Genomic DNA, 23,754 nt, shown 5'->3' on the forward strand with positions numbered 1-23,754 from the left:
CGATGTTCGGTTTCAGAGGTATGCTGGTCCCTAGTCCCTAGCCCATAAGTTTCCATGCCCACTGATACCTCCCAGTACTCGAACATGCTTGCCGAGCTCCGCGCACACTTCAATGGCGGCCTCACCCGTCCTCTGGGCTGGCGACGCGAGCAACTGGCTGCCCTGTCGCGCCTGCTCGAGGAGAACGAAGGGCGGCTCAACGAAGCGCTGGCCGAAGATCTGGGCAAGCCGCCCCAGGAAGTACTGCTGGGAGAGACAGCGCTGCTGTTCAGCGAGATTGACCATGCCCGCAGGCATCTCAAGTCCTGGACGAAGCGCCGGCGTGTGCGCACGCCCATGGTGGGCAAGCCGGGTCGCAGTTGGGTGCAGCCCGAACCGTACGGGGTGGTGCTGATCATCGGTGCCTGGAACTATCCCGTCCAGCTTTTGCTCAGCCCGTTGATTCCGGCGCTCGCGGCCGGCAATTGTGCCGTGCTCAAGCCCTCGGAGATTGCCGCCGCCACGTCACGCTTGCTGGCCGAACTGATCCCGAAGTACCTGGACGAGCGGGCTGTTCGGGTGGTCGAGGGTGCGGTGGAAGAAACCACGGAACTGCTCAAGCAGCACTTCGACCATATCTTCTACACCGGCGGTGCCGCAGTGGGCCGGATCATCATGCGGGCCGCGGCCGAACACCTCACGCCGGTGACCCTGGAGCTGGGCGGAAAAAGTCCCTGCGTGATCGATGCCGGGGCGGACATCGAGTCGGCGGCCCGGCGGCTGACCTGGGGCAAGTGCCTCAACGCCGGGCAGACCTGCATCGCGCCTGACTACGTGCTCGTCACGCCATCCGAGCGCGACAAGCTGATCGGCGCCATCGAGCACGAATTGTTCGAAATGTACGGCTCCAACCGATTGGAAAGTTCGGACTACTGCAAGATCATCAACCGGCGGCACTTCGATCGCCTGCGAAATCTGCTCGACAGCGGCCGGGTCGTGATCGGCGGCAAGGTCGACGAGGAAAACTGCCGGATCGAACCGACCGTGATGACCGAGGTGGCGCCCGATTCTGCAGTGATGCAGGAGGAAATTTTCGGGCCGATTCTTCCAATCCTCGAAGTCGAGAACCTCGACGAGGCGATCGCTTTCATTCGCCAGCGTGACAAGCCGCTGTCGTCCTACCTGTTCACCCGTTCGGGCGAGTCCGAGCAGCGCTTCGCCGAGTTGGTCTCGACCGGTAACCTGTGCATCAATGACACGCTGATGTTCATGTCGGTGCCGGACCTGCCCTTCGGCGGCGTGGGCATGAGCGGTATGGGGCAGTACCACGGCAAGGCCGGCTTCGATCGCCTGTCGCATCTCAAGGCGGTGATGAAGCGCGGAAGATTCCCGGAGATTCCGGTCCGCTTCCCGCCGTACAGCCGGTTCAAGATGCGCCTTCTCAAGTGGTTCAGCTGACACTTTTCTGACTGTTTGTTCGTTAGGGGGATCGATGAACGAACAAAGATCTCAAGGCATGGCGGGTTCGGTCGGCCGTCGCTGGCAGCGACTGCGACTGGTTCCCGAGTGGCTGTGGTTACCGATCAACGCGCTACAACTGATCGTGACCCTGCTGTGGTCGGCCGGTGGCATCAGTCTGGCGCTGCTGGTCCGCCTGGTCACCGGCAGCGAACGCATTCCCCTGCGCATGGCCGCATGGTTTTGGGCGCCGGGTCTGTTGCTGGGTGCTGGAGCCCGGCTGGAAATCGCCGGGTCGGAGAAAGTCGATTTTTCACGCCCGCATTTGTTCGTGGCCAACCATCAGTCGATGATCGACATCTGTGCACTGTTCATGGCCGTTCCCGTCCCGCTTCGCTTCATGCTCAAGGCCTCGCTCGGCAAGGTGCCATTTCTGGGCGGGTATACGAAGGCGATGGGCATGATCCTGCTCCGGCGGGGTGATTCGGTCAGTGTGACCAGGCAGCTCGAACGGGCTGCCGAGCTGCTGCAAGAAGGTCACAGCCTGGTCGCCTTTCCGGAGGGTACGCGTGGTCACGACGGCCGTGTGCGTCCCTTCAAGGCTGGCGCCTTGCGCGCCGCGATCAGGGCCGGCGTGCCGGTCGTTCCGGTCGCCATCGAGGGCAGTGGTCAGGTCATGCCGCCGGGCGGATTTGCCATTCGCCCCGGCCGAATTCGCCTGATCTTCGGACAGCCAATCCCGACCGAGGGAGTCACGCTGTCGGATCGGCATCAGTTGGCCCGCAACGCGTTCGCTGCGGTCAGCGCACTCAAAAGCCGCCTCGGCTGAGACCGGGCGGATCAATCCCGGGTTCGGCGTTATCATCGCCGTTGATTCGCCATATTCCCGAGACCACCATGTCTACTGACGCGCTTGGCCAACTCGACCTCGATCACCTGTTTCACCCTTCCACCGATCTGAAGACCCACGGACGGACCGGTCCGCTGGTCTGGCAGCGCGGCGAGGGCGTGCATGTCCATGACAGCGAAGGGCGGCGTTATCTGGAAGGCATGGCCGGCCTGTGGTGCACCGCGCTGGGCTATGGCGAGCCCGAGCTCGTCGAGGCGGCCCGCAAGCAAATGGAAACGTTCAGCTATGGGCCGCTGTTTGCCGGCAAGGCCAACGAACCGAGCATCCGACTTGCCGCCAAGCTGGCCGAATGGGTGCCGATCGAAGGTGCCCGCTTTCTATTCGGCTGCTCGGGCTCGGATGCCAACGACACCCAGGTCAAGTTGATCCGCTATTACTTCAACGCTATCGGCAAGCCCAACAAGAAGAAGATTCTCTCCAGGGGCAACGCCTATCACGGCGTGACGCTGGCCTCGGCGGCGCTGACCGGCCTGCCGGCCTTCCACAAGCACTTCGATCTGCCCGGCGACGATGTCATTCATCTGACCGCTCCGTATCACTACCGTCAGGCGCTACCCGGCGAGAGCGAGGAGGATTTTTCCCAACGCCTGGCCGATGAGCTGGCCGAGGTCATCGAGCGCGAGGGTGCCGATCACATCGCGGCCATGATTGCCGAGCCGCTGATGGCTGCCGGCGGTGTGATCCCGCCACCGAAAGGCTACTTCGAGAAGATCCAGCCGATCCTGCGCGATAACGACATCCTGCTGATCGATGACGAAGTGGTATGCGGGTTTGGTCGTACCGGCAATGATTTTGGCTGCCAGACCTGGAACATCGAGCCGGCCACCATGACCCTGGCCAAGGCCCTGTCATCGGCCTATCAGCCGATTTCGGCCGTGGCTGTGCCGCCGTTCATGTACGAGGCCATTACCGAGGCCTCGGGCGAGATAGGCCTGTTCGCGCACGGCCTGACTTATGCGGGACACCCTGTGGCGGCGGCCGTGGCGCTGCGTAACCTGGAGCTGATGGAAGAACGCGGCATCATGGCGCATGCGGCCAGAATGGGCGAGCTGCTGGAGGCCGGGCTGGCGCGCGTGCGGGAACACCCTCTGGTCGGTGACGTGCGCGGTAAAAGCCTGATCGCCGGTGTGGAACTGGTGGCCGATCGAGAATCCCACGAGCGATTCCCGGCCGAAGCAAAGATCGCCTTCAAGGCTGCAGCGGCCTGCCTGGAAGAAGGGTTGATCGTCAGGGCGCTACCGGGCGACACCCTCGCCATCTGCCCGCCACTGATCATCAACGAGGCGCAGGTGGACGAGTTGGTGGAGAAGTTGGTGCGGGGATTGAATCGGGTGGAAAAAAGTGTGAAGTGTTAAGTGTGAAGGGCCCGCGTCGCCTGGTGAAATCCTTGCGCACGACGCGGGCCTGCCTTCTTGTCGGATGCCGAACCAGCTAACCAGCCAACCAGCGAACGCTCTATGTAGCCCAGGCGTTTCGTGGCTTCGACTCGTCTGGACGAAGCCTGTAGCGGTTCAGTCGCCCACTTCCTGCTCGCCCATCTGCGATTGCAGATAGCGTTCCTCGCCGATGCGGTCGATCAGGCCGAGCTGGGTCTCGAGGAAGTCGGCATGGCCTTCCTCGTCCCGGATCAGATCCTCGAACAGATCGCGTGTGGCGTAATCGCCGACGGCTTCGCATTCCTTGACCGCAGCCTTGTACATGTCGAGCGCTTCATACTCGAGCTTGAGATCATTCTGCAGGCATTCGACCGGATTCTCGCCGATCAGCAGGTGGCCGAGATCCTGGAGATTCGGCAGGCCTTCGAGGAACAGGATGCGCTTGATGATGTGATCGGCGTGCTTCATCTCGTCGATCGATTCCTCGTATTCCATTTCGGAGAGCCGGTTCAGCCCCCAGTCTTCGTACATCCGCGAGTGAAGGAAATACTGGTTGATGGCGGTCAGTTCGGCCTTGAGTGCCTGGTTGAGGATATCGATAATCTTGCGGTCGCCTTTCATGTCCGGGATCCAGTGTTGAGCTGAACCCCTAGGATAACGCCGGTGAGTGAAGCTGGCCAGAGTGGGTTTCGATGGACATTACGGGCAGGGCGGGTGCGGCAAGCGCCGAGGCGATGACCGCTTCGGCGTGATCATGGCAACTGCCGCAGGTATCGGCGCAGCCGGTCAGCAGCTGGATTTCGTCGAGCGATCGGTAGCCGGCGGCAACCAGCTCCCGAATCCGTCGCTCCGTGACCGCATTGCAGAGACAGACATACATGGCACAATGATTTCATGAATGCGAATGATTGTCAAATACATTGCGGTTTAGCGTATCCGCCGCTTGCGCCACAATGGTGTTGCACCGATACTGGCCGGCAAGAAATCGCGCCGGGGACCCGATGACGCAGCGCTTTTATCTCGAAAGCTCGGGCAAGGATTCCAATCTACCTCGCCATGTGAGTCTGGACGAGTTCCCCGCCACGATTGGCCGGCATCCCGACTGCGCGGTCCAGCTTTCGGTCGACCGGCTTTCGCGCCTGCACGCGCAGCTCGATCGGGATGGCAAGGCCCTGATTGTCCAGGATCTGGGCAGTACCAACGGCACCTTCGTCAATCACCGGCGCGTGATTGAACCGACGCGGCTGCACGTCGGTGATGTCCTTCACCTGGCCGACCATGAGTTCAGGCTGATGGCCGATGACCAGATATCGGACCAGCGCGGCATCAGGACCGGCGAGGAGACCGTGGTTGGTATGGCGGCATTGCCGCGCGACTTTCCGCTGCACATGCCGGCTTTTTTCGACCTGCTTGAGAACGAGCGCGTGACTGGTTTCGGACAGGCGATCGTCACCGCGGAAGGAGATCCCTTCGCCATCGAACTGCTCGGGCGCAGCCAGCATCCCCAGCTCGATCAGGGACCGGGCCAGCTATTTGCCCTGGCTGCTGCGCTCAACACCGAGGTGCGCCTGAGCCGACTGCTGCGGCGTTCCAGTTTTGCCGAAGCTGCCCGGGTGGGCTTGACTCAGCCGTTGTTTTTCAACAACCACCCGGCCGAATGTGAGGACATGCCGGCCTTGATGGATGAACTGCAGGATCTGCGACAGGAATATCCCGATCTGGAGCTGGTGTTCGAGGTCCACGAATCGGCGGTCACCGACCTGGGTGCCATGGCGGAGGTCAAGCAGGAGCTGGAACGCCTGAATATTCGCCTGGCTTACGATGATTTTGGCGCCGGTCAAGCCCGGCTGCTGGAGCTGGTCGAAGTGCCGCCGGACTTTCTCAAGTTCGACATGAGCCTGATCCGCGACTTGAGTGGTCGCGAATCGCCGCGCTATCGACTGCTTGATGATCTCAACCGGATGATATCCGGTATGGGCGTTTCCACCTTGATCGAAGGGGTGGAAGAAGAACAAACGGCTGAACTATGCCGCGAAATCGGCATCGATCTGATGCAGGGTTTTTTCTACGGCCGACCCAGGCCCCTGACAGACTTCTGATTCCAGCTACCACCACAGCGAAAAAGACAGCGCTCCGTAGCTGGTGCTCTCTTTCTGACGAATGAACTCGCGTGAGCGCCAGACGTGGGTGTATGCCATTCGGAATGGTCCGCTGGTATAGACGAATCCGCTGAATATCTCCCCCACTTCGCGTTCCCGCGACACGCCTTCGGTACCCCCGAAAGTATTGCCTTCAAGGAATAAATTGCGGAAAACTCGCCGCCCTTCGATGCCGGTATAGAAGTACCAGGAAGTCGAACGGCTGGGCGTGAAGTAGCTGCCACCGGACACGGCTGGCGTAATGCGCGGCGGACCGTAGCCGGGCGTGAGATTGTAACCGGCACGTAAGAACGCCCCCATTGACGCGTGCGTGTGCGCATTGCCCAGAGCCACGCCTCCGAGCCAGGTGGCATCGATGCCCGGACCTTCTTCACTATTGGTACTGAAGATTCTCCGGAATCGATCGTAGCCGAGCTGCAAAGTGGCCTCGTTGCGGATCTGGTGCTCCCAGCCGACCGGTTCCGGAGAGTCGATTGCGGAATGGATGACCTTCTGGACGCCTTCACCCTGCGCCCAGGGCCCGACCAGCCCCAGCCCGACGTGCACCCGGTCGGAACCATGCTTGCTCAGCGTTCCGGTGGCGAACTGGACGTTGAGCCAACCTGCATAGGGGCGATCATCGGGCGGCAGGGCCGGGTTTTCGATATCGGCCGGCGTGTAGAGATTATGGTTGATTGACAGGCGATAGGGCAGGGCGTCGGCGTCGTCAATACCCGGAAACCGCCGCGCAACCCGGGCCAGCCAGCTCGGTGGTGTACGAACCTGACCCACGCGTGAGAGGCGGATGCCGTTGGTGTAGTAGCGGTCTTCTCCCACGAACAGGTCGTTTTCATACTCGATCACCCAGATGGCGTGATCTTCGAGATTGTTGTTGTCTTCATTGAAGGGCTCGCCTGCTGCGGACGCCGAGGCCGAGGCGGTGAGAACAACAGCCACTAGCGCCCAGGACTTAAAGCACCTGGTCAATGTGCACCTCCGCCTGCATGTTGTCGCGGATTGGCAGGATAGCCGAACGGCCTTCCAGATCGCCGTCGGCCGCTCTGGCGTCCCCGCTGAACGAAACCCGGGCGGTAACGATGACGGCCTCGACAGAACCGATGCCCCTTCCGGCCATCATGGCATCGCTCTCGTCGATCGTGACCGTCACGGGCAGGTCGCCCGCCTGCAATCGCCGAACAGCCAGCGGCACGTTCGGGCCGTTGGCCTCGCGCACAACGACGTAAAGCACTTCACTGCCGTCGAGGCGCTGTGCCAGTGCCTCGTCAATGCTGATTTCAAGTTGCAGGAGTGGTCCTTCGAGCGCATCAGCTGGCTCACTGACCAGGCCGGAATGTGATTTTGCCCGGGCCAGATAGTCGTCGACCGTAGCGCGCACGCTGCTGCCCGGCTCGAGCGTGCTTGCCAGGGTATCCAGTCGCTCGATGGCGATCGGCCAGTCCCCACGCTGGAAGGCATCCAGACCCAGAAGCCACAGAGCCTTCTGGTTCGGCTCGTCCTCCACGGCGGTCAGCAGCAACTGCCGGGCTTCATCGGGTAGCTCAGGCTGGCCGGAGGCGAACAGCAGGGTCTCGGCCAGTTCGGCGCGGAGGAAATTGCTGTTCTCGTCGATATAGAGCGCGCGCCGGAAGGCGTGTTCGGCCGAGTCAAATTCCTCCAGACGTTTGTAGGCCAGGCCGAGCCGGGTCCAGTGCTCGGCCTGATCGGGCTCTTCGAGGGCCCGACCGGCCAGATCACCCAACGCGGATCGAATCTGGCCCGCTTCTCCCGTATCGGGATCAATGGCCGACGGCGTGCCGATTGAGAGGTACAGGCCCAGCGCGGCCAGGGGAACGGCCAGCACGAGGCCTATTAGCAGGGCGCGCGATTGGCGCCCTCGCAGTGGCAGCACGATGAAGCCGAGCGCCAGCAGCACCGCGCCGAGAGCGGTGAACAAAAAGACCGGTTGACTCAAAGCGCCTGTCTCCGTTTGCGAATGACGATCAGGGCGGCGATCAGGCCGATGACCAGAAGCACGATTGGCCCGCCCCACAACAGCAGGGTGTGGCCGGCCAGGGGTGGCCGGTAGAGGACATAGTTGCCATAGCGCTCGACCATGAAGTTGCGGATTTCCTGGTCGCTGCGGTTGTCCTGGAGCATGCGAAACAGCTCTTCACGCAGATCACGGGCGAGCGGGGCATCGGAGTCGGCCAGCGACTGATTCTGGCAGACGGTGCAGCGCAGCTCTTCGGCCAGGGCCTTGAAGCGCTGTTCCTGCAATTCCGACTCGAACGGATAGGGCTCGATCGCCGACCCCAGCGCCAGCAGCGGCACAAGGACCAGCACCACCGCCCACTTACAACTTGCAACTGGCAACTGACAACTCACTCTGCCTCCGCCTGCATTTCCATGATCCGCCGCAGCAGCTCGTCGAATACCGTCGCATCGATCGGCCCGATGTGCTTGTGGCGAATGATGCCACGGTGATCGATCAGGAAGGTCTCGGGGGCACCGTAGACACCCAGGTCGATAGCGACGCGGCCCTCGTAGTCGACCAGATGAAAGTCCCAGGCATCGCCAAAGCGCTCGATCCACTCGAGTGCGTCGGCGCGCTCGTCCTTCCAATTGAAGCCAACCAGTGGAATCCCGGCCTCCTGTCCAAGACGCTCGACGAAGGGGTGCTCGACCCGGCAGGCCCAGCACCAGCTGCCCCAGACGTTGAGGATGAAGGGCTCGCCGAGCAGTTCGTCGCGCGTTCGCACAGTATCCGGGTCGTGCAGGCCGGGCAGACTGAAGTCCGGTACCGGCTTGCCGATCAGCGGCGACTGAACCAGCTTGCGTTCGTCGCCGGTCTGCAGTCCGGCAATCAGCAACGCAACCAGTCCGGCGAATACGATCAGCGGGATGAGCAGTCGGATCATGCGCCGGCCTCTACCGTTCGGGCCGGGCTCGTTTGCCTGCTCTCGCGCCGAGCCAGTTGGCGGTAGCGGCGATCACTGGCCGCCAGCAGGCCGCCCAGGCCGATAAGCACGGCGCCGCCCCAGATCCAGCGCACGAAGGGCTTGACGTGTACCCGCACGCTCCAGGCGCCGCTCTGGCCGAGCGGCTCGCCCAGGGCGATATAAAGATCGCGGAACACGCCCGGTTTTAGCGCCACCTGGGTCATGACCTGGCCGCCGCGATGGTAGCGTCGTTTCTGCGGATTCATCTCGGCCACTTCGCGCTCGCCGCGCCAGATCGTGAATCGGGCTTCGTCGGCACGCCAGTTGGGTCCCTTGACCTGCACCACTTCATGGAGCTCGAACCGGTAGCCCGATGCTTCCACGCTCTCGCCCGGAGCGATGCGAATGTCGCGCTCGAAGGTGGTCGACTCGACCATGGCCGCGCCGATCAGGAATACACCGGCGCCGGCATGAGCAAGCATCATCCCGAGTTGGCTACGCGCCAGGCCGGAGCGGCCAGCCCGCCCGGTTCGCAAGCCCCAGGCGAGGGCGCCGGCAATCAGCCAGAAACCGCCGATCCAGCCGGTGACCGCGCGCAGGTTCCAGGCGCCGAGCAAGGCACTCACAGCCAGCCCGGCGGCGACTGCGCCCAGCGCGGTCCAGACCAGGGGTCGGACGATGCGCTTGAACTCGTCGCGTTTCCAGCGCGTGAAGGGCCCCAGGGGCAGCAGCAGCACGACTGGTGTCATCAGCATGACGAACATGGCGCCGAAATAAGGCGGCCCGACGGAGATCTGGCCCCAGCCCATGAAGTCGATGATGAGCGGATAGAGCGTACCCAGCAGCACCATGGCGGCAGACACCGTGAAGAACACGTTGTTGAGCAGGAGGGCCGATTCGCGACTGATCCAGTCGAATCCCTCGCCGGTCATGATGCGCGGCGCGCGCAGGGCGTAGAGCAGCAGGGCACCGCCGGTGACCACGCCCATGAAGGCGAGAATGAACAGGCCGCGTTCGGGGTCGTTGGCGAATGCGTGTACCGATGTGAGTACGCCGGAACGGACCAGGAAGGTGCCCAGCAAAGACATCGAGAAAGCGGCGATCGACAGCAGCACCGTCCAGGCCGGGAAGGCGCCGCGCTTTTCAGTGACGGCCTGGGTGTGAATCAGGGCCGTGCCGATCAGCCAGGGGATGAAGGAGGCGTTCTCGACCGGATCCCAGAACCACCAGCCGCCCCAGCCGAGTTCGTAGTAGGCCCACCAGGAGCCCAGCGCGATGCCGAAGGTCAAAAAGGCCCAGGCCGCCAGTGTCCAGGGACGGGCCCAGCGCACCCAGTCGCGCTCGACCTTGCCGCCGATCAGCCCGGCAATGGCAAAGGCGAACGCCACCGCGAAACCGACATAGCCCATGTAGAGCAGGGGCGGGTGGAAAATCATGCCCGGGTCCTGCAGCAACGGGTTGAGGTCGCGGCCGTCGATGGGACCCGGAAGGATACGCTCGAAGGGATTGGAGGTGAGCAGGATGAACAACAGGAAGCCGACCGACACGAACCCCATCACGGCCAGCACGCGCGCAACGAAGTGTTTCGGCAGCGAGCGCGAGAAAACTGCCACCGCCAGGGTCCAGCCGCCGAGCAGCAGCATCCAGAGCAGGAGGGAGCCCTCGTGGCTGCCCCATACCGCGGTCAGGCGGTAGTACCAGGGCAGCAGCAGGTTGGAATGCATGGCCACGTAGGTGACCGTGAAATCGTGCTGCATGAAGGCGGTGGCCAGCGCGGCGAAGGCGCCGGCCAGGAACACGAATTGCCCGGTCGCCAGCGACGGCGCCAGCTTCATCAGGGCGTCGTTACCGCGCCAGGCGCCCACCATCGGCAGGCTGGCCAGCAGCGCGGCCAGAATCAGGGCCAGGATCAGGAACAGTTGGCCGAGTTCGGCGATCATCGTCCGGAAGCCTCCGCCGGATGGCCGGCCTCTTCGAGTGAGCGCATCACCTCCGGGGGCATATAGGTCTCGTCGTGGCGCGCGAGAACCTCATGGGCATGGAAGTGGCCCGATTCGTCGAGACTGCCGTGGGCGATCACGCCCTGGCCTTCGCGGAACAAGTCGGGCAGGATGCCTTCGAAGCTCACGGGAACATCGTGGCGACCATCGGTGACCGTGAAGTACACCGCCAGGCTGTCCTGATCGCGTTCGACGGAACCAGCCGCGACCAGGCCGCCGAGGCGGATCTGCTTGTCCGGTGGGGCCATGTTGGCATGCACGTCAGTGGGGCTGACAAAGTAGAGCATGTTGTCGTTGAGCGCGGTGAAGGCCACCGCGGCGGCGGTACCGACGCCGACCAGGATGAGGGCCACCACGGCCAGTCGCTTCTTACGCGTTGGGGTCATCGTATTTTCCGGTTTTCAGGGCGAGTTCTTCACGCAGTTCGGCCAGGATGCGCCGCCGCCTGAGCAGGGGCTGCAGGAACTGCCAGCCGATGACCACGGCGAACAAGGCATAACTGCTCCAGACATAAAAGGCATAGTCGAGTTCGGGAATCATGAGCGCGCTCCGATGACGTCGTGAATCCAGTGCTTGCGTCGATCCTGATCGAGCAGATCATTGCGGGCGCGGTCGAGCAGGGCGGCGCCGAACATCAGCTTGACGCCGACGGTCATCCAGACCAGTGGCGGCAACATGCTCGGGTGCATGCGCGACTCGCCGATCAGGCGGATGGTCGCACCCTGGTGCAGCGTGGTCCACCATTCCACCGAGAAGTGAATCAGGGGAATGTTGACCAGGCCCACCAATATCAGGATGCAGGCGACGCGCGCACCTTTGCGGCGATCGTCGAAAGCCGCGTACAGGCCCATGATGCCCAGGTAGATGAACAGCAGCACCAGCATCGAGGTCAGGCGCGCGTCCCAGGCCCACCAGGTGCCCCACATCGGCTTGCCCCAGAGCGAGCCGGTGGCCAGGCACAGCGCGGTGAAGGCCGCACCGATCGGAGCGGCGGCCATCGCCATGATTTCGACCGTGCGGATGCGCCAGACCAGCGCGATCACCGCGAGCATTGACATGATCAGGTAGCCGGCCATGGCTTGCCAGGCCGCCGGCACATGAATGTAGAGGATGCGGAAGCTGTCTCCCTGCTGGTAGTCCGGCGGTACCACGTACAGCGCCTGGTAGAGCCCAACCGCTGCGCACACGGCAAAGCCTGCCCACAGCCAGGGCGCGAGCACTCGACATACCGTGTGGAAGAACGGCGGCGAACCGAGTCTGTGGAATCCGACCTTGAGGCGTTGGAATATCATTCGATGTTCAGTCTCAATGCAGCGGTGATGGCCAGCGGAGCCAGCGTAGCAGCCAGGATTAACAATGCGGTCAGCAGCCCGAGATGCGCCGCGGCCGAGTAGCCCTCGGCGGCCGCCGCGACCGCGCCAGTGGCGAAAATCAACACCGGCACGACCATCGGGAACACCAGAATGGACAGCAGCACGCTCCCACGGTTCGTTCCCAGGGTCAGAGCCGCGGCCAGGCCGCCCACCAGGCTGAGAATCGGCGTGCCGATGAGCAGGCTGAGCATGAGTGTGGGCAGGCCCGCGACTGGAAGATACAGCATTTGGGCTGCCAGCGGCGCGAACAGGATCACTGGCACGCCGGTCACCAGCCAGTGACCAAGCAGGCGCGTAAGCACCAGCAGAGTCGGTGCACAGGGCGCCAGCCACCATTGCTCGAGCGTGCCGTCCTCGAGATCGGGCCGGAACAACTGCTCCAGGGCGAGCAAACTGGCAAGCAACGCCGCCACCCAGATCATGCCCGGCGCGATGCTGGCCAGCAGGTTGGGGCCGGGACCGACGCCCAGCGGAATCAGAATCACGACTGCGAACAGGAAGATCAGCGGCATCAGCGATTCGCCGCCATGGCGCAGTGCCAGGCGCAGATCGCGTCGCAGCAGGGCCGGAACCGGTGCCAGGTTCATGCTGACACCTCGGGCGACTCGACCGTGAGCGACGCCGGTCTGGAATTCAGTTCGGGCAGGCGTTGATGCGTTGAGAGCACCACTGCGCCGTCGCGTCCGATGTGCTCGGCGAGCAGTTCGTCGACCAGGGCGCAGCCGGCATCGTCCAGGCTGGCATAAGGCTCGTCGAGCAGCCAGATTGCGGCTGGCGCCACCAACAGGCCGGCAAGACCCAGGCGCCGTTTCTGGCCGGCCGAGAGCGTGCGGGACGGGCGTAGCCCGAGTCCGGCCAGGCCGACGCGCGCCAGCGCCCGGTTGTTGTCGAGTCCGCTGCTGGTGGCGCGAAAGCGGCGCCAGAAATCGAGATTCTCGCGGCAGCTCAAGTCACTCTTGAATGCGGACAGATGGCCGAGAAAAGCCACCGACGCATGCCGGGCGACGGTGCCCGAAGACGGTCTCAGAATGCCGGCCAGCAGGCGCAGCAGGGTCGTCTTGCCGGAGCCGTTGGTGCCGCGTACGAGTTGCGCCTGGCCGCCGGTGAGATCGAGATCGACGGGCCGGAAGACCGGCTCCCCGGACCGGGCGAACGTGGCCTGGTGGGCTTCCAGCAGGGTTCGCATCAGCTGCAGGGCCTCAATTCGGCGCTCGCGCCCGGCCGCCCGGTGACGATGGCCACCTGGCTGAAGCGTGCAGCCAGGCGCATGAGTGCTTCGACATCGGCGTCGACGATCAACAGCGAGGGCTCCTCGGGCCACGCGTTCTGCGGATCGAGATTCCGACCCCGCCAATACGGCCAGCCGAATTCTTCAATCGCTTGCTCGAGTGCCAACTGCCGGCGCTGGTTGTCATCTTCGTCGGCCAGCCGGCCACCCGGATTGCAGGCTGTCACGATGGCCCAGGCTCGATGGCCCAGCGCCCGGTCGAGTTCGGGATGCGTGCGGCCAATGCGGATCGACAGCTCGTGGCCGGCCATCGCGACGCGATAGTCGGCCGCGGTAAAGGCCTGTAGTAAACCCTCCTGCAAGTGGCTGGCTGAGTGATCTTCCATGTCGGGCTCGGGTTGTCAGCGATGGTTCAGGCTGGTGCGGTACCATTCTACCGCCTGGCTCGGCGCGGGCATGATCTGAATCAATTCCACTCGATGCAACAGGAGAAAAGGCTGACCCATGCCCCGCTTCGATTTTGACCTCTTCGTGATCGGTGCCGGCTCGGGCGGCGTTCGAGCCTCGCGCATTGCCGCCGGCCATGGCGCCCGCGTTGCGATCTGCGAGGAATCGCGAGTCGGAGGCACCTGTGTGATCCGCGGCTGCGTACCGAAAAAGCTGCTGGTTTATGCCTCGCAGTTTTCCGAACACTTCGCCGATTCCGCCGGCTATGGCTGGAAAGTCGGCGAGCCCGCCTTTTCCTGGCCGGCGCTGATTGCGGCCAAGGATCGCGAGATCGATCGCCTTGAGGGTATCTATCACCGGCTGCTCCACAGCGCCGGCGTCGAGTTGTACCAGGGACGCGGCCAGCTGCTGGATGAACATACCGTTGCGGTCGGCGAGGATCGGGTTACGGCTGAAAAGATCCTGATTGCCACCGGCGGCCGGCCGTGGTTGCCCGACATCCCCGGCCGGGAACTGGCCATTACATCCGATGAGGCCTTTCACCTCGAGAAATTGCCGGAACGCGTGCTGATTGCCGGAGCCGGCTACATCGCGGTGGAGTTTGCCGGCATCTTCAACGGCCTGGGCAGCGAAGTGACGCTCGCCTATCGGCGCGATCTGATTCTGCGCGGCTTCGATGACGATGTGCGGGGGACGGTCGAGGCGGGTATGCGCAGCCGCGGCATCGACATCCAGTATCACTGCGTCCCGGCGCGGCTCGAGCAGGCCAATGATGGTATCGAAGTGACCTTTTCCGACGACCGCCGACAGGTTTTTGACTGCGTGATGTTCGCCACCGGACGATCTCCCTATACCTGGGGCCTCGGGCTGGAGGATGCGGGCGTGCGTATGGGCGCGGAGAATCGCATCGAGGTGGACGCCTACAGCCGAACCAGCGCCGACAACATCTTTGCTGTCGGCGACGTGACCGATCGCATCAACTTGACGCCAGTGGCTTTGATGGAAGGTCATGCTTTTGCCGACACGCAGTTCGGCGGCATGGATCGCCCCGTCGATCACGCCAACACGCCGGCGGCGGTGTTCAGCCAGCCTCCGGTGGGAACGGTTGGTCTGACCGAGGTCGAGGCCCGCGAACACCTTTCCGCCGTGCGCGTCTACAGGTCAAGTTTTACTCCAATGAAATATACTCTCGGGCAACGCGACGAGAAGGGGCTGATGAAACTCCTTGTCGACGATGCCAGCGACCGGGTAGTCGGCTGTCACGTGGTCGGACCCGACGCCCCGGAGATCGTGCAAGGTTTTGCGGTGGCGGTCCGGGCCGGTCTGAGCAAGGCCGAGTTTGACCGCACCCTGGGAATACATCCCACTAGCGCCGAGGAACTGGTGACCATGCGGCAGCCCGTTGATAATTGAACCTGACAAGGAACAGGCGAGGATAATTCAGTGATGGTAAAAATCAGGATTTCTGCACTATTCGGTCTTCTGCTGCTTGGTGTTGGTGGATTTGCGTCGGCCAAGCCAACGACGGTCGTGCCGGACAAGTGGTTTGTTGAACTCGCCGACCCGCCGGCACTCGCTTTCGAAGGCGGGCCCGTGCATTCGCTACAAGCAGAATCGGGCCCGCGTGCAGTGGGCAAGTCGATGCAGGCGACGGCGCCCCATCTTAACGGGCGACCGGGTTATGACCCGCGCGCCCCGGAAGTGCAAGCCTATGTCGCCCACCTGGCTCAGGAGAGGAATCGAGTTCTCGATCGGGCGAGCGTTGAACTGGGTCGAACCGTCGAAGCCGCCAGCACCTACCATCACGTGTTCAATGGTTTCGTCGCTGTAATGAGCAAAAAGGAAGTCGGGCAATTGGCGAAGCTGCCCGGCGTGCGTGCCATCAGACCCGTGCTGGCTCACAAACTGGAGTTGGATGCCGGGCCGGAAGTCATCGGTGCCCGCAATGTCCATGCAGGCGTGGGTGGCTTGCCCGCCAACGGCGGTGAGGGAACCGTCATCGGCATCATCGACAGTGGGATCAATTGGGATCACCAGTATTTCTCCGATGATGACCTCGCTTCCGGGCATGTTTTTTCCAACCCGTACGAATCGCAACTTGGTGAGTGCTCGAAGGCCACGGTTGCATGTAATAACAAGCTGGTTGGTGTCTACGATTTCACTGTCGAGGAAACGAAGGGCAAGGACCCGGACGGTCATGGAACGCATGTTGCATCCACCGCAGCCGGTGTTCCGATTGAATACACCCTCTCCAGTACGGGTCCTTACGTCTTCGATACGACCGGTGTGGCGCCGCATGCCAACATTATTTCCTACAAGGTCTGCTACAAGGACCATCCCACCGATGATGACCTGGACGATCAGTGCGAAGGCAGTGCCATTGTGGATGCCTGGGAGCAGGCCATCACTGACGGCGTCGACGTCATCAATTACTCGATTGGCGGTTCCCCCTCCGATCCATGGAGCAGCAGCAGCTGGCTGTTGAACATCTGGTCGGCAGGCATCGCTTTCGTGACATCGGCGGGCAATGAAGGGCCGGCTCCGGGAACGGTTGGATCACCGGCCGATGCGCCGTGGACCTTCGCGGTTGGCAGTTCGACACACGGCCGCCTGGTGGGTGATCGGGCGACAGTAGCCGACCTGGAAGATCGATTTGTCATTCACGGCAATGGTCCGGAGGTTTCCGGAATGATTTCCGCCCCGGTCGTGTCGGTCGATGACGTTAGTGGTGATCTGTTCGCCTGCTCTTCATTCCAGGCTGATGCACTGGACGGCGCCATCGCATTTCTGCAGCGTGGTCATTGTACCTTCGAGACCAAGGTGAGCAACGCGGCGCAGGCGGGTGCAGTCGCGGTGTTGGTCTTCAATGACGTCGAAGGTCCGCCGATCGTCATGGGCGGGTTGTCGCAGTCCGCGATTCCTGCGGCAATGATGAGCCTGGAAGACGGTACCGCGTCGATTGCGGCAATTGCCGCCGCGAATGAACCAACGGCAACGCTGTTCGCAGACGGTTACGCAATACGAAATGCCGACTGGCAGGATCTCGTGAGCGGCTTCTCGGCACGCGGCCCGGTGGAATATCCGGGAGTGATGAAGCCCAACGTCGTGGCGCCAGGCTCAAATATTGCGGCCGGCTGGCATGACGGTCCTGAATCGCTGGCGTTCAGCAGCGGTACCTCGATGGCGAGTCCACACGTAGCCGGGGCGGTTGCATTGCTGAAATCGATTCATCCGGAGTGGACTCTCGATATCATTCAGTCCGCTCTCGAGACCACGTCCGAGACCGATCCCCTGAGATATGGTGATGGTGCGGCAACATTTTTCGACCGCGGAGCAGGTCGTGTGCGCGTCGATCGCGCCGCTGACGCGGGTCTGTTCCTGCCCATCACCCGCAATGATTTCTCGTCGGCCAATCCCGCGACGGGCGGCGACCCGCGCAAGCTCAATCTTTCGGGGCTCTGGGATCAGGAATGCGCGGGCTCATGCACCTTCGAGCGGACCGTTGAGGCACTGGGCGGCGGGTCCTGGGACGTGTCCGTCCAGGGCGATATTTCAGTCACGGTCTCACCCCAGAGTTTCACGCTGGCCGAGGGTGAGCGCCAGCAATTGTCGATCGAAGTCAATGCCGAAGCGCTGCCCACGGGTGCTCTGGGTGAAGCGTCGATTCTGCTGACTCCTTCCAGTGGCGCGTTTTCTGTTCAGAAGCTGACGCTTGGAGTGCAGTCTGCTGCAATTGAATTGCCTGACGAGTTGCAATTGGAAGTCTCGGACAATAGAGGTCAGGAGAATGTCTCCGTTTCAGCAGGCGTGCTGACGGAGCCTGTATTCCGAACCAGTGCGCTGGTCAAGCCCGAGCGTGAATCTTTCTCTCTGCCGCAGGATGATTCTCGTGACGATCCCTATCAGGACAGTGATGGTCTGCGTACATTCCTGGCGGATGTCCCGGATGACACGCTGATGCTGATCGCCGAAGTAGTGTCTTCCGATGCGACCGATATCGATCTGTTTGTCGGCCGTGACGACAACGGAAACGGCGAGGCGGATGAATCCGAAGAGCAATGCAGATCCACCAGTCCTGAAGAACTTGAAGAATGCCTGATCGAGTCTCCAGCTTCCGGTCAATGGTGGATCCTGGTACAGAACTGGAGCGCATCGGGACCATCCGACGACGTCGAGCTCGATTGGGCGGTGCTACCGGCAAGTAATAATCCCAGCCTGGTGGTATCCGGCCCCGGGGCTCACGAAGCGGGAACGCTTGAGCTGGATCTTTACTGGGATGAGCCCAGAATGCGGCGCAACGAGCGCTGGTTCGGTGCGCTTGGTGTGCGCGGCACGCCGGATGATTCCAGTTATCTCGGGGTCGTTCCGGTCTTCATGACGAGAACGGCCCAGCTCGGGACACCAACGACGGCAATGTTTGCCGAGGAAACCATGCCGGTGGTGGTGCCGGGCAATACCAGCCACCGCCGTTTGTACATTGACGTGCCCGACACCGCCGAAGACCTGAGCATTTCGGTCCAGGGACAGGAAGGCGTCGATGTGGCCATTCAACGACTCGACTTCGACGAGTTGGCCGAGTCGGAGCCTGATACGCCGGACGCTCCGGACAGTACCGCTCTGGCATCGGGGGCTTCTTCCGCTGATGGGGTCGAGTTCGACCTGCCGGCCGTCGGACAGCCGCTCTTCCCGGGCCGCTATTTCGTGGTTCTGGACAATACCACTACCACCGAGAAGCGGGTCAGGGTGACCGCCAGTTTCAGTGAAAGCAGCGGAATGCCGCCGCGCTTTTCGGTCTGGAGCCCGAAATTCCGTGAGACCAACCAGGGCATAGACTGGAATGCCGGGGCGACCGGCACCGCTATCTGGTACACCTACGACGACGCGGGTGTCCCGACCTTTTACAACGCCGTGGGCAGTGTTGCCGATGACCGTTCATCCTGGACCGCCGGCCTGTTGCGCACCACCAGCCTGGGAAATCGCAACAATATCGATACCGTGGGGCGGGTCAGCCTGACGCGTATCGGGGCGGACGACATGATGGTGTCCTGGCGTGTCAATGGCCGGCACGGATCCGAGCGTATGTCGCCGGTCATCGGTCAGACCTGTCCGGAAGTCAATGCTGAGCCCGTCAGCTACACCGGCACCTGGTCGCCGCCCGACATGGCTGTCGGAGGCACGACCATGATGGTGACCGCAGAGGCTCAGGCGCACATTCGATATTACTTCGACGAGGTGGGTGTTGGCCGCTGGGTGATCACGTCCGGTCGCGGCGACGGGCCGCTGGCCGAGGATCTCGACCTGCTCGAGCTGCGCGGTTTCTGTCCGGGCTGTGAAGAATCCGAGATCAGTATTGAAACAGTCGGCGCGTATTCGCGGGTTTACGACAGCGAAGACTCGGCAACGGAGATCTTCGAGTTCCAGTCCCTGCCGCCGCTGAACCAGGAGTATTCGGCCGAGGTCACCACCAGCAAGCTGACATCGCGCGTGACCTGCCAGTAGATGAGTTCGGGCGGTTCGGCCGGCCCGCGCGGCCGGCCGAACCGTCATTGGTTCCGTTAACCGCAACCAGAAGGTCGCGAAATCGATGATCAGGCAGCACAGGGTGGTCGTCGTCATGCCTGCCTACAATGCAGTCAGGACGCTGGAGAAAACGCTGTCGGAGGTGCCGCGCGACGTCGTCGACGAGATCGTGCTGGTCGATGACGCCAGCCAGGACGACACGGCTGGTCTGGCGCGCTCGCTCGGCATCGAGCACGTGATCCAGCACGATCGTAATCGCGGCTACGGTGGCAATCAGAAGACCTGTTACCGCAAGGCGCTGGAACTGGACGCCGACATCGTCGTCATGCTGCACCCCGACTACCAGTACAGTCCGCGCTTGATTCCGGCCATGGTTGAACTGGTCGCCAGTGGCCTGTTCCCGGTCGTGCTCGGTTCACGCATCCTCGGCGGCGGTGCGATACGTGGCGGCATGCCGGTTTACAAGTATGTTGCCAACCGCGTGCTCACGGCATTCCAGAACCTGTGCACCGGGGCGAAACTGTCGGAGTACCACACCGGTTACCGCGCCTTTTCCGCCCAAGTGCTGCGTGCGATCGATCTGGATGCCAATTCCGACGACTTCGTCTTCGACAACGAGATGCTGGCGCAGGTGCTCGGGCAGGGATACCGCATCGGCGAGGTGACTTGCCCGGCCCATTACTTCGGCGAGGCTTCGTCGATCGATTTTCGCCGTTCGATAACCTACGGTGTGGGCGTTTTGCGCGTTTCGTGCCGCTTTCTCGGCCAGCGCCTCGGCTTGATCAGCCGTGCCCCGGCGGGATGATCGCCGAGCGATTCGACCGGGAACCCTTTCGCGCTCTGGCATGGCTGTTGGTGCTGGGCTTCGGTCTCTGGCTGCGATTCTGGCAGCTTCATCTGCAAATCCTGATCGACGACGAATGGCACGCGCTGCACCGGCTGATGACAGCCGACTACCGCCAGATCTTCCTGTCGCTGGGCCATGCCGACCACAGCATTCCGCTGACCCTGCTGTTCAAGGCCTTGGCGCAGACGGTCGGGCTGCAGGAGTGGCACATGCGTGCTCTACCGCTGGCGGCCGGCTGTGCATCGATTGTCGTCATCCCGCGGCTGCTCGCCGCCTGGCTGGGCAAATACGAACGCCTGCTGCTCGGCGCCTTGATCGCGATCTCCCCATTGCTGGTGCATTTTTCGCGCTATGTTCGGCCATACGCGTTGACAGTCCTGCTCGGCCTGGTAGCGGTGATCGTGCTGTGGCATTGGTGGCACGAAGGTGGGCGGGGCCGGGCGGTCGTCTTCGCGGTGTGCGCGGTACTGGCTGCCTGGCTGCACCCACTCAGCGCGTTGTTCACCGGTGCAGCACTGACCTGGTTCGGACTGGCCGGTCTGAAGCACGGACTGGTCGAGCGGCGGTGGTGGCCGCTGGGACGATTGCTGCTGCTCGGCGGAGCCACCACGGTCGCCTGCTGTGCGCTGCTGCTGCCGCCGATACTTTCCGATCCGTGGTCGATTGCCGCCAAGGCGGGCATGGATCGACCCGACTGGATCACCCTGGTCCGTGCCTGGGAGTTGACACTGGGCACGGCGGGCAATCCCGTGGCCCTGATCGGGCTGGCGCTGGCCGGTATCGGGGCCTGGCAACTCTGGCGGCGGGACCGGTATTTCCTGCTTTACTGGGCCTGGATGGTGGCAGCGGTGTTGGTGGTGATCGTTCTGCTGGAGCCGGCCTGGATTCACAATGCGCTGGTGCTGGTGCGCTACAGCGCCATTGCCCAGCCACTGGTGCTGGCGCTGGTTGCCGTCGGTGCGGCCTGGATTCCTTCAGCCGTCGGATCCAATTGGGGGTCGATGGCGCGATCAGCTGCTTTCGCGATCGCGGCGGCACTTGTCTGGGCGCATTACCTGGCCGGTCCGTTTCCGCAGCTCTACCGTGGTTTAAACCAGTTCACCAACGCGGCCCGCTACCAGGTCGACTACGACTTCGAGCGTAGCGTCTACCACGACTTGATGAGCTCGGTCCGGTTGCCGGAGATCTATGCGGACATGGCCGCCGAGCCCGGCAATTGGGAAATCATCGAGGCACCGTGGTACTTCGAGTCCAACAACACCGCGATCTCGCAGTTCCAGCGATTCCATCAGCTGCCGGTCCGGATCGGTATGATCAGCGGACTGTGCAGCGACTGGACCTGGGGCGAGCTCGATCCCGAGGGTGACCACGATATCGAACTCGCACGTTTCGTGTTCCTGTCCGACTTGCTCGAACAGGGGCCATCGGGGGATCGCTTCGTGGTCTTTCATCGTCGGCGGCCCTTCGAGCACAGTCGAGAACTTCCGGACATTGAGCCATGCATCCGGTCGTTTGAGGAGCGATTCGGTCAGCCCTGGCACGAGAGCGACGACCAAGTCGTATTCAGGCTTCCGGGCTCAGCCCCGGCAGATGACGCCTGAGCAGCCAGGAAGCCACGACCAGCACGACGACGCCCAGCAACGGCAAGCCGATCCTGGGTTCGAGTAGCAGCGTCGGTGACAACACCCGGCGTGCCTCGAGTATGGTTTCCAGGCCGGCCCCGAGACCGCCGTAGACGATGGCCGAAGGCGTCAGTCCGACCAGGGACGCGATCGTGAAGCGTGGAAAATCGATGCGGGTAATGGCGGCGCCGGCATTGACGGCAAAACAGGGCGCCACCGGCACGATACGCAGCAGAGTGACGTAGAACACGGCATTTCGATCCATCAGTTCGAACAGGGCCTGCGCCCGGCCGTGGCGCAGGACGGTGCTGTCCTCGCGCACCTTGAGCAGCCGCATGATGCTGAAAGTGAGCATGGCGCCCAGGGTCATGCCGGCCAGAGCGGCGGCGGAACCGATACTCGCGCCGAACAGGAAGCCCCCGGTGACGGTGAACAGCGTGGCCATGGGCAGCGTCAGAGTGATCAGAATGGCGAAGGCCAATACATAGCCCAGCACACCGGGCCAGAAGTACAGGTCCACCCAGCCCTCCAGTCGTTCGATCAGGGCAAATGCGGCACCCTGACCGGCGTCGGTCAGGCCGATGGCGAAGGCCATCACCACCGAGAGTGTCAGTGTCGCCAGGGCGAACTTGATGCGCTTGTGCTGCATGGATTCAGTGCTTGTCGGCGGCGAGCAGGCGGTCGCTCAGTTCGACGAAATGCTCGACGTCCTCGTACGTGTTGTACAGCGGGGCCGGAGCCACCCGGATGATATCCGGCCCGCGCCAGTCACAGACCACGCCGCGCGCCTCGAGGCGTTCGAGCAGGCGGCGGCCGGCCGATTCGCCGGCGCGCACCCGCAGGCTGAGCTGGCAGCCCCGACGCTGGGGTTCGAGCGGCGTGATGATCTCGATTTGATCGTCCAATTCCTCGTGGATGCGCCTCGCCAGGTGACCACTCAGGTCGAGCGAAGCGCGGCGCAAGGGATCGATGCCGCCTGCTTCGTCGTAAAGCTGCAGCGAGGCGAGCAGCGGCGCCGTGGCCAGGATTGGCAGGGTGGAAAGTTGCCAGCCGGGCGCACCCCGCTCGGGGCGAAATTCCCGCGCCATGCGAAATCGCGTCGGCACATCCTGCCCCCACCAGCCGGCCAGACGCGGGCCTTCGAAGTGGGCGTGGCGTTCATGCACGAACAACCCGGCGATGGCGCCGGGCCCGGCATTGAGATATTTGTAGCTGCACCAGACGGCGAAATCCGGGCCGTCGTCGTGCAGATTCAGTGGCACGTTGCCGATGGCGTGGGCCAGGTCCAGACCGATCGTGGCTCCGGCACGGCGGGTCGCGCGGCAGACGCGTCCCAGATCGAACACCTGTCCGGTGGCGTACTGCACGCCGGGCCAGAGCACCAGAGCCACTTGCTCGCCGTAGCGTTCTAGGTAGTCCTCCAGGTCTTCCTCGTGCAGCAGGCCGTCGCGGCGTGGTGCCAGTTCGACCACGTCGTGGGCCGGATCGAGGCCGTGCAGCGCGGCCTGGGATGCGACTGCGTAGCGGTCGGACGGAAACGCGCCTTTCTCGATCACGATGCGGCGGCGCTGGTCCTGTGGGCGATAGAAGCTGATCAACAGTTGGTGCAGATTGGCCGTCAGGGTGCCGGTAGCGACCACCTCGACCGGCCGGGCGCCGCACAACCCGGCCAGGGAAGCAGTGAGCAGCTGGTGGTACTCGGTCCAGGCCGTCGGTCCATCGAAATGTCCGGCCACCCCCAGGCGTGCCCAGCGCTCCAGCTCGGCGTCGACTGCGTCTGCGGCTGCCCGCGGCTGGGCGCCGAGCGAGTTGCCGCACAGGTAGACCGCCTGGCCGTCGCCGCGACCTTCGGGCAGGCGAAAGCGGTCGCGGAACTGACCGGGGTTGAATGCTGGACGGGTGGTCTGGCTGGTCATG

The 23,754-nt window shown here is 63.1% G+C and carries 23 protein-coding genes; 8 read left to right on the plus strand and 15 right to left on the minus strand.

Annotation, left to right across the window (positions count from 1 at the left end):
• Positions 1-54 precede the first annotated feature (54 nt).
• From G4Y73_RS05465 to G4Y73_RS05475, 3 genes are all read left to right on the plus strand, one after another.
• Positions 55-1,437 carry an aldehyde dehydrogenase family protein gene (locus tag G4Y73_RS05465; protein ID WP_164230242.1) on the plus strand — a complete coding sequence of 461 codons (1,383 nt, stop codon included), beginning with the start codon at positions 55-57 and terminating at the stop codon, positions 1,435-1,437.
• Positions 1,438-1,471: 34 nt separating this feature from the next.
• Positions 1,472-2,266 (plus strand): lysophospholipid acyltransferase family protein, encoded by a 795-nt coding sequence (locus tag G4Y73_RS05470; RefSeq protein ID WP_205596488.1) that lies wholly within the window; start codon positions 1,472-1,474, stop codon positions 2,264-2,266.
• A gap of 68 nt (positions 2,267-2,334) precedes the next feature.
• A complete protein-coding gene (locus G4Y73_RS05475) occupies positions 2,335-3,702 on the plus strand; it encodes an aminotransferase (RefSeq protein WP_164230244.1) in 1,368 nt (455 codons plus the stop codon).
• A gap of 156 nt (positions 3,703-3,858) precedes the next feature.
• Here G4Y73_RS05475 and bfr read toward each other — a convergent pair whose 3' ends face one another.
• Complete coding sequence (bfr, locus tag G4Y73_RS05480) at positions 3,859-4,344, minus strand: bacterioferritin (protein ID WP_164230246.1); 486 nt, start codon at positions 4,342-4,344, stop codon at positions 3,859-3,861.
• Between the two features lie 28 nt (positions 4,345-4,372).
• Entirely contained in the window at positions 4,373-4,603 is a 231-nt protein-coding gene (locus G4Y73_RS05485) for a (2Fe-2S)-binding protein (RefSeq protein ID WP_164230248.1), read from the minus strand.
• A 121-nt stretch (positions 4,604-4,724) separates the two neighbouring features.
• Here G4Y73_RS05485 and G4Y73_RS05490 point away from each other — a divergent pair, with 121 nt between their 5' ends.
• Positions 4,725-5,822, plus strand: coding sequence for an EAL domain-containing protein (locus G4Y73_RS05490; RefSeq protein ID WP_164230250.1), 1,098 nt, complete (start codon positions 4,725-4,727; stop codon positions 5,820-5,822).
• 6 nt (positions 5,823-5,828) lie between these two features.
• Here G4Y73_RS05490 and G4Y73_RS05495 read toward each other — a convergent pair whose 3' ends face one another.
• Genes G4Y73_RS05495 through G4Y73_RS05545 form a run of 11 tightly spaced genes read right to left on the minus strand, consistent with a single transcriptional unit; the run spans position 5,829 to position 13,787 of the window.
• Positions 5,829-6,848 (minus strand): lipid A deacylase LpxR family protein, encoded by a 1,020-nt coding sequence (locus tag G4Y73_RS05495; RefSeq protein WP_164230252.1) that lies wholly within the window; start codon positions 6,846-6,848, stop codon positions 5,829-5,831.
• Positions 6,832-7,833 (minus strand): hypothetical protein, encoded by a 1,002-nt coding sequence (locus G4Y73_RS05500; protein WP_164230253.1) that lies wholly within the window; start codon positions 7,831-7,833, stop codon positions 6,832-6,834. Before G4Y73_RS05500 ends, G4Y73_RS05495 begins: the two co-directional genes overlap by 17 nt.
• On the minus strand, positions 7,830-8,207 hold the full coding sequence (locus tag G4Y73_RS05505; RefSeq protein WP_164230255.1) for a cytochrome c-type biogenesis protein: 378 nt from the start codon (positions 8,205-8,207) through the stop codon (positions 7,830-7,832). Before G4Y73_RS05505 ends, G4Y73_RS05500 begins: the two co-directional genes overlap by 4 nt.
• Before the next feature lie 35 nt (positions 8,208-8,242).
• Entirely contained in the window at positions 8,243-8,779 is a 537-nt protein-coding gene (locus G4Y73_RS05510; protein WP_164230257.1) for a DsbE family thiol:disulfide interchange protein, read from the minus strand.
• Positions 8,776-10,740 carry a heme lyase CcmF/NrfE family subunit gene (locus tag G4Y73_RS05515; protein WP_164230259.1) on the minus strand — a complete coding sequence of 655 codons (1,965 nt, stop codon included), beginning with the start codon at positions 10,738-10,740 and terminating at the stop codon, positions 8,776-8,778. Before G4Y73_RS05515 ends, G4Y73_RS05510 begins: the two co-directional genes overlap by 4 nt.
• Positions 10,737-11,186: a cytochrome c maturation protein CcmE gene (gene ccmE / locus G4Y73_RS05520; protein ID WP_164230260.1), complete on the minus strand. Its 450-nt coding sequence runs from the start codon at positions 11,184-11,186 to the stop codon at positions 10,737-10,739. Before ccmE ends, G4Y73_RS05515 begins: the two co-directional genes overlap by 4 nt.
• Positions 11,170-11,340 (minus strand): heme exporter protein CcmD, encoded by a 171-nt coding sequence (gene ccmD / locus G4Y73_RS05525; protein WP_164230262.1) that lies wholly within the window; start codon positions 11,338-11,340, stop codon positions 11,170-11,172. Before ccmD ends, ccmE begins: the two co-directional genes overlap by 17 nt.
• Positions 11,337-12,092 (minus strand): heme ABC transporter permease CcmC, encoded by a 756-nt coding sequence (ccmC, locus tag G4Y73_RS05530; RefSeq protein WP_164230264.1) that lies wholly within the window; start codon positions 12,090-12,092, stop codon positions 11,337-11,339. The genes ccmD and ccmC overlap by 4 nt, the downstream gene beginning before the upstream one ends.
• Positions 12,089-12,760, minus strand: coding sequence for a heme exporter protein CcmB (gene ccmB / locus G4Y73_RS05535; RefSeq protein ID WP_164230266.1), 672 nt, complete (start codon positions 12,758-12,760; stop codon positions 12,089-12,091). The genes ccmC and ccmB overlap by 4 nt, the downstream gene beginning before the upstream one ends.
• Positions 12,757-13,359, minus strand: coding sequence for a heme ABC exporter ATP-binding protein CcmA (gene ccmA, locus G4Y73_RS05540; RefSeq protein WP_164230268.1), 603 nt, complete (start codon positions 13,357-13,359; stop codon positions 12,757-12,759). The genes ccmB and ccmA overlap by 4 nt, the downstream gene beginning before the upstream one ends.
• Complete coding sequence (locus tag G4Y73_RS05545; RefSeq protein WP_164230270.1) at positions 13,359-13,787, minus strand: DUF3293 domain-containing protein; 429 nt, start codon at positions 13,785-13,787, stop codon at positions 13,359-13,361. Before G4Y73_RS05545 ends, ccmA begins: the two co-directional genes overlap by 1 nt.
• 118 nt (positions 13,788-13,905) lie before the next feature.
• On the opposite strand from G4Y73_RS05545, the gene gor reads away from it, so the two are divergent.
• The 4 genes from gor to G4Y73_RS05565 all read left to right on the plus strand — a co-directional run bounded on the left by gor (position 13,906) and on the right by G4Y73_RS05565 (position 21,816).
• Positions 13,906-15,261: a glutathione-disulfide reductase gene (gor, locus tag G4Y73_RS05550; protein ID WP_164230272.1), complete on the plus strand. Its 1,356-nt coding sequence runs from the start codon at positions 13,906-13,908 to the stop codon at positions 15,259-15,261.
• A gap of 33 nt (positions 15,262-15,294) precedes the next feature.
• Positions 15,295-19,347 (plus strand): S8 family serine peptidase, encoded by a 4,053-nt coding sequence (locus G4Y73_RS14170; protein WP_276207543.1) that lies wholly within the window; start codon positions 15,295-15,297, stop codon positions 19,345-19,347.
• Between the two features lie 115 nt (positions 19,348-19,462).
• Complete coding sequence (locus G4Y73_RS05560) at positions 19,463-20,173, plus strand: glycosyltransferase family 2 protein (protein ID WP_205596489.1); 711 nt, start codon at positions 19,463-19,465, stop codon at positions 20,171-20,173.
• Positions 20,170-21,816 (plus strand): hypothetical protein, encoded by a 1,647-nt coding sequence (locus tag G4Y73_RS05565; protein ID WP_164230279.1) that lies wholly within the window; start codon positions 20,170-20,172, stop codon positions 21,814-21,816. The genes G4Y73_RS05560 and G4Y73_RS05565 overlap by 4 nt, the downstream gene beginning before the upstream one ends.
• On the opposite strand, the gene G4Y73_RS05570 is transcribed toward G4Y73_RS05565, so the two are convergent.
• Positions 21,779-22,486, minus strand: a complete 708-nt coding sequence (locus G4Y73_RS05570; protein ID WP_164230281.1) for a VTT domain-containing protein — start codon at positions 22,484-22,486, stop codon at positions 21,779-21,781. The genes G4Y73_RS05565 and G4Y73_RS05570 overlap by 38 nt on opposite strands.
• A 4-nt stretch (positions 22,487-22,490) precedes the next feature.
• The gene (gene kynU, locus G4Y73_RS05575) at positions 22,491-23,753 is read right to left on the minus strand and encodes a kynureninase (RefSeq protein ID WP_164230283.1); all 1,263 of its coding nucleotides are present in this window, start codon (positions 23,751-23,753) and stop codon (positions 22,491-22,493) included.
• Position 23,754 lies beyond the last annotated feature (1 nt).

The sequence above is a fragment of the Wenzhouxiangella sp. XN201 genome (assembly GCF_011008905.1).
Classification (GTDB): Bacteria; Pseudomonadota; Gammaproteobacteria; order Xanthomonadales; family Wenzhouxiangellaceae; genus Wenzhouxiangella.

Bases quoted from the DNA above. Each gene is read 5' to 3' on its own strand.
- ccmA (WP_164230268.1), bottom strand. From the start codon at position 13,359: ATGCGAACCCTGCTGGAAGCCCACCAGGCCACGTTCGCCCGGTCCGGG.
- kynU (WP_164230283.1), bottom strand. From the start codon at position 23,753: ATGACCAGCCAGACCACCCGTCCAGCATTCAACCCCGGTCAGTTCCGC.
- G4Y73_RS05465 (WP_164230242.1), top strand. From the start codon at position 55: ATGCCCACTGATACCTCCCAGTACTCGAACATGCTTGCCGAGCTCCGC.
- G4Y73_RS05515 (WP_164230259.1), bottom strand. From the start codon at position 10,740: ATGATCGCCGAACTCGGCCAACTGTTCCTGATCCTGGCCCTGATTCTG.
- G4Y73_RS05510 (WP_164230257.1), bottom strand. From the start codon at position 8,779: ATGATCCGACTGCTCATCCCGCTGATCGTATTCGCCGGACTGGTTGCG.
- G4Y73_RS05560 (WP_205596489.1), top strand. From the start codon at position 19,463: ATGCCTGCCTACAATGCAGTCAGGACGCTGGAGAAAACGCTGTCGGAG.
- ccmC (WP_164230264.1), bottom strand. From the start codon at position 12,092: ATGATATTCCAACGCCTCAAGGTCGGATTCCACAGACTCGGTTCGCCG.
- bfr (WP_164230246.1), bottom strand. From the start codon at position 4,344: ATGAAAGGCGACCGCAAGATTATCGATATCCTCAACCAGGCACTCAAG.
- G4Y73_RS14170 (WP_276207543.1), top strand. From the start codon at position 15,295: ATGGTAAAAATCAGGATTTCTGCACTATTCGGTCTTCTGCTGCTTGGT.
- ccmE (WP_164230260.1), bottom strand. From the start codon at position 11,186: ATGACCCCAACGCGTAAGAAGCGACTGGCCGTGGTGGCCCTCATCCTG.
- ccmB (WP_164230266.1), bottom strand. From the start codon at position 12,760: ATGAACCTGGCACCGGTTCCGGCCCTGCTGCGACGCGATCTGCGCCTG.
- G4Y73_RS05565 (WP_164230279.1), top strand. From the start codon at position 20,170: ATGATCGCCGAGCGATTCGACCGGGAACCCTTTCGCGCTCTGGCATGG.
- G4Y73_RS05470 (WP_205596488.1), top strand. From the start codon at position 1,472: ATGAACGAACAAAGATCTCAAGGCATGGCGGGTTCGGTCGGCCGTCGC.
- ccmD (WP_164230262.1), bottom strand. From the start codon at position 11,340: ATGATTCCCGAACTCGACTATGCCTTTTATGTCTGGAGCAGTTATGCC.
- G4Y73_RS05490 (WP_164230250.1), top strand. From the start codon at position 4,725: ATGACGCAGCGCTTTTATCTCGAAAGCTCGGGCAAGGATTCCAATCTA.
- G4Y73_RS05475 (WP_164230244.1), top strand. From the start codon at position 2,335: ATGTCTACTGACGCGCTTGGCCAACTCGACCTCGATCACCTGTTTCAC.
- G4Y73_RS05485 (WP_164230248.1), bottom strand. From the start codon at position 4,603: ATGTATGTCTGTCTCTGCAATGCGGTCACGGAGCGACGGATTCGGGAG.
- gor (WP_164230272.1), top strand. From the start codon at position 13,906: ATGCCCCGCTTCGATTTTGACCTCTTCGTGATCGGTGCCGGCTCGGGC.
- G4Y73_RS05570 (WP_164230281.1), bottom strand. From the start codon at position 22,486: ATGCAGCACAAGCGCATCAAGTTCGCCCTGGCGACACTGACACTCTCG.
- G4Y73_RS05545 (WP_164230270.1), bottom strand. From the start codon at position 13,787: ATGGAAGATCACTCAGCCAGCCACTTGCAGGAGGGTTTACTACAGGCC.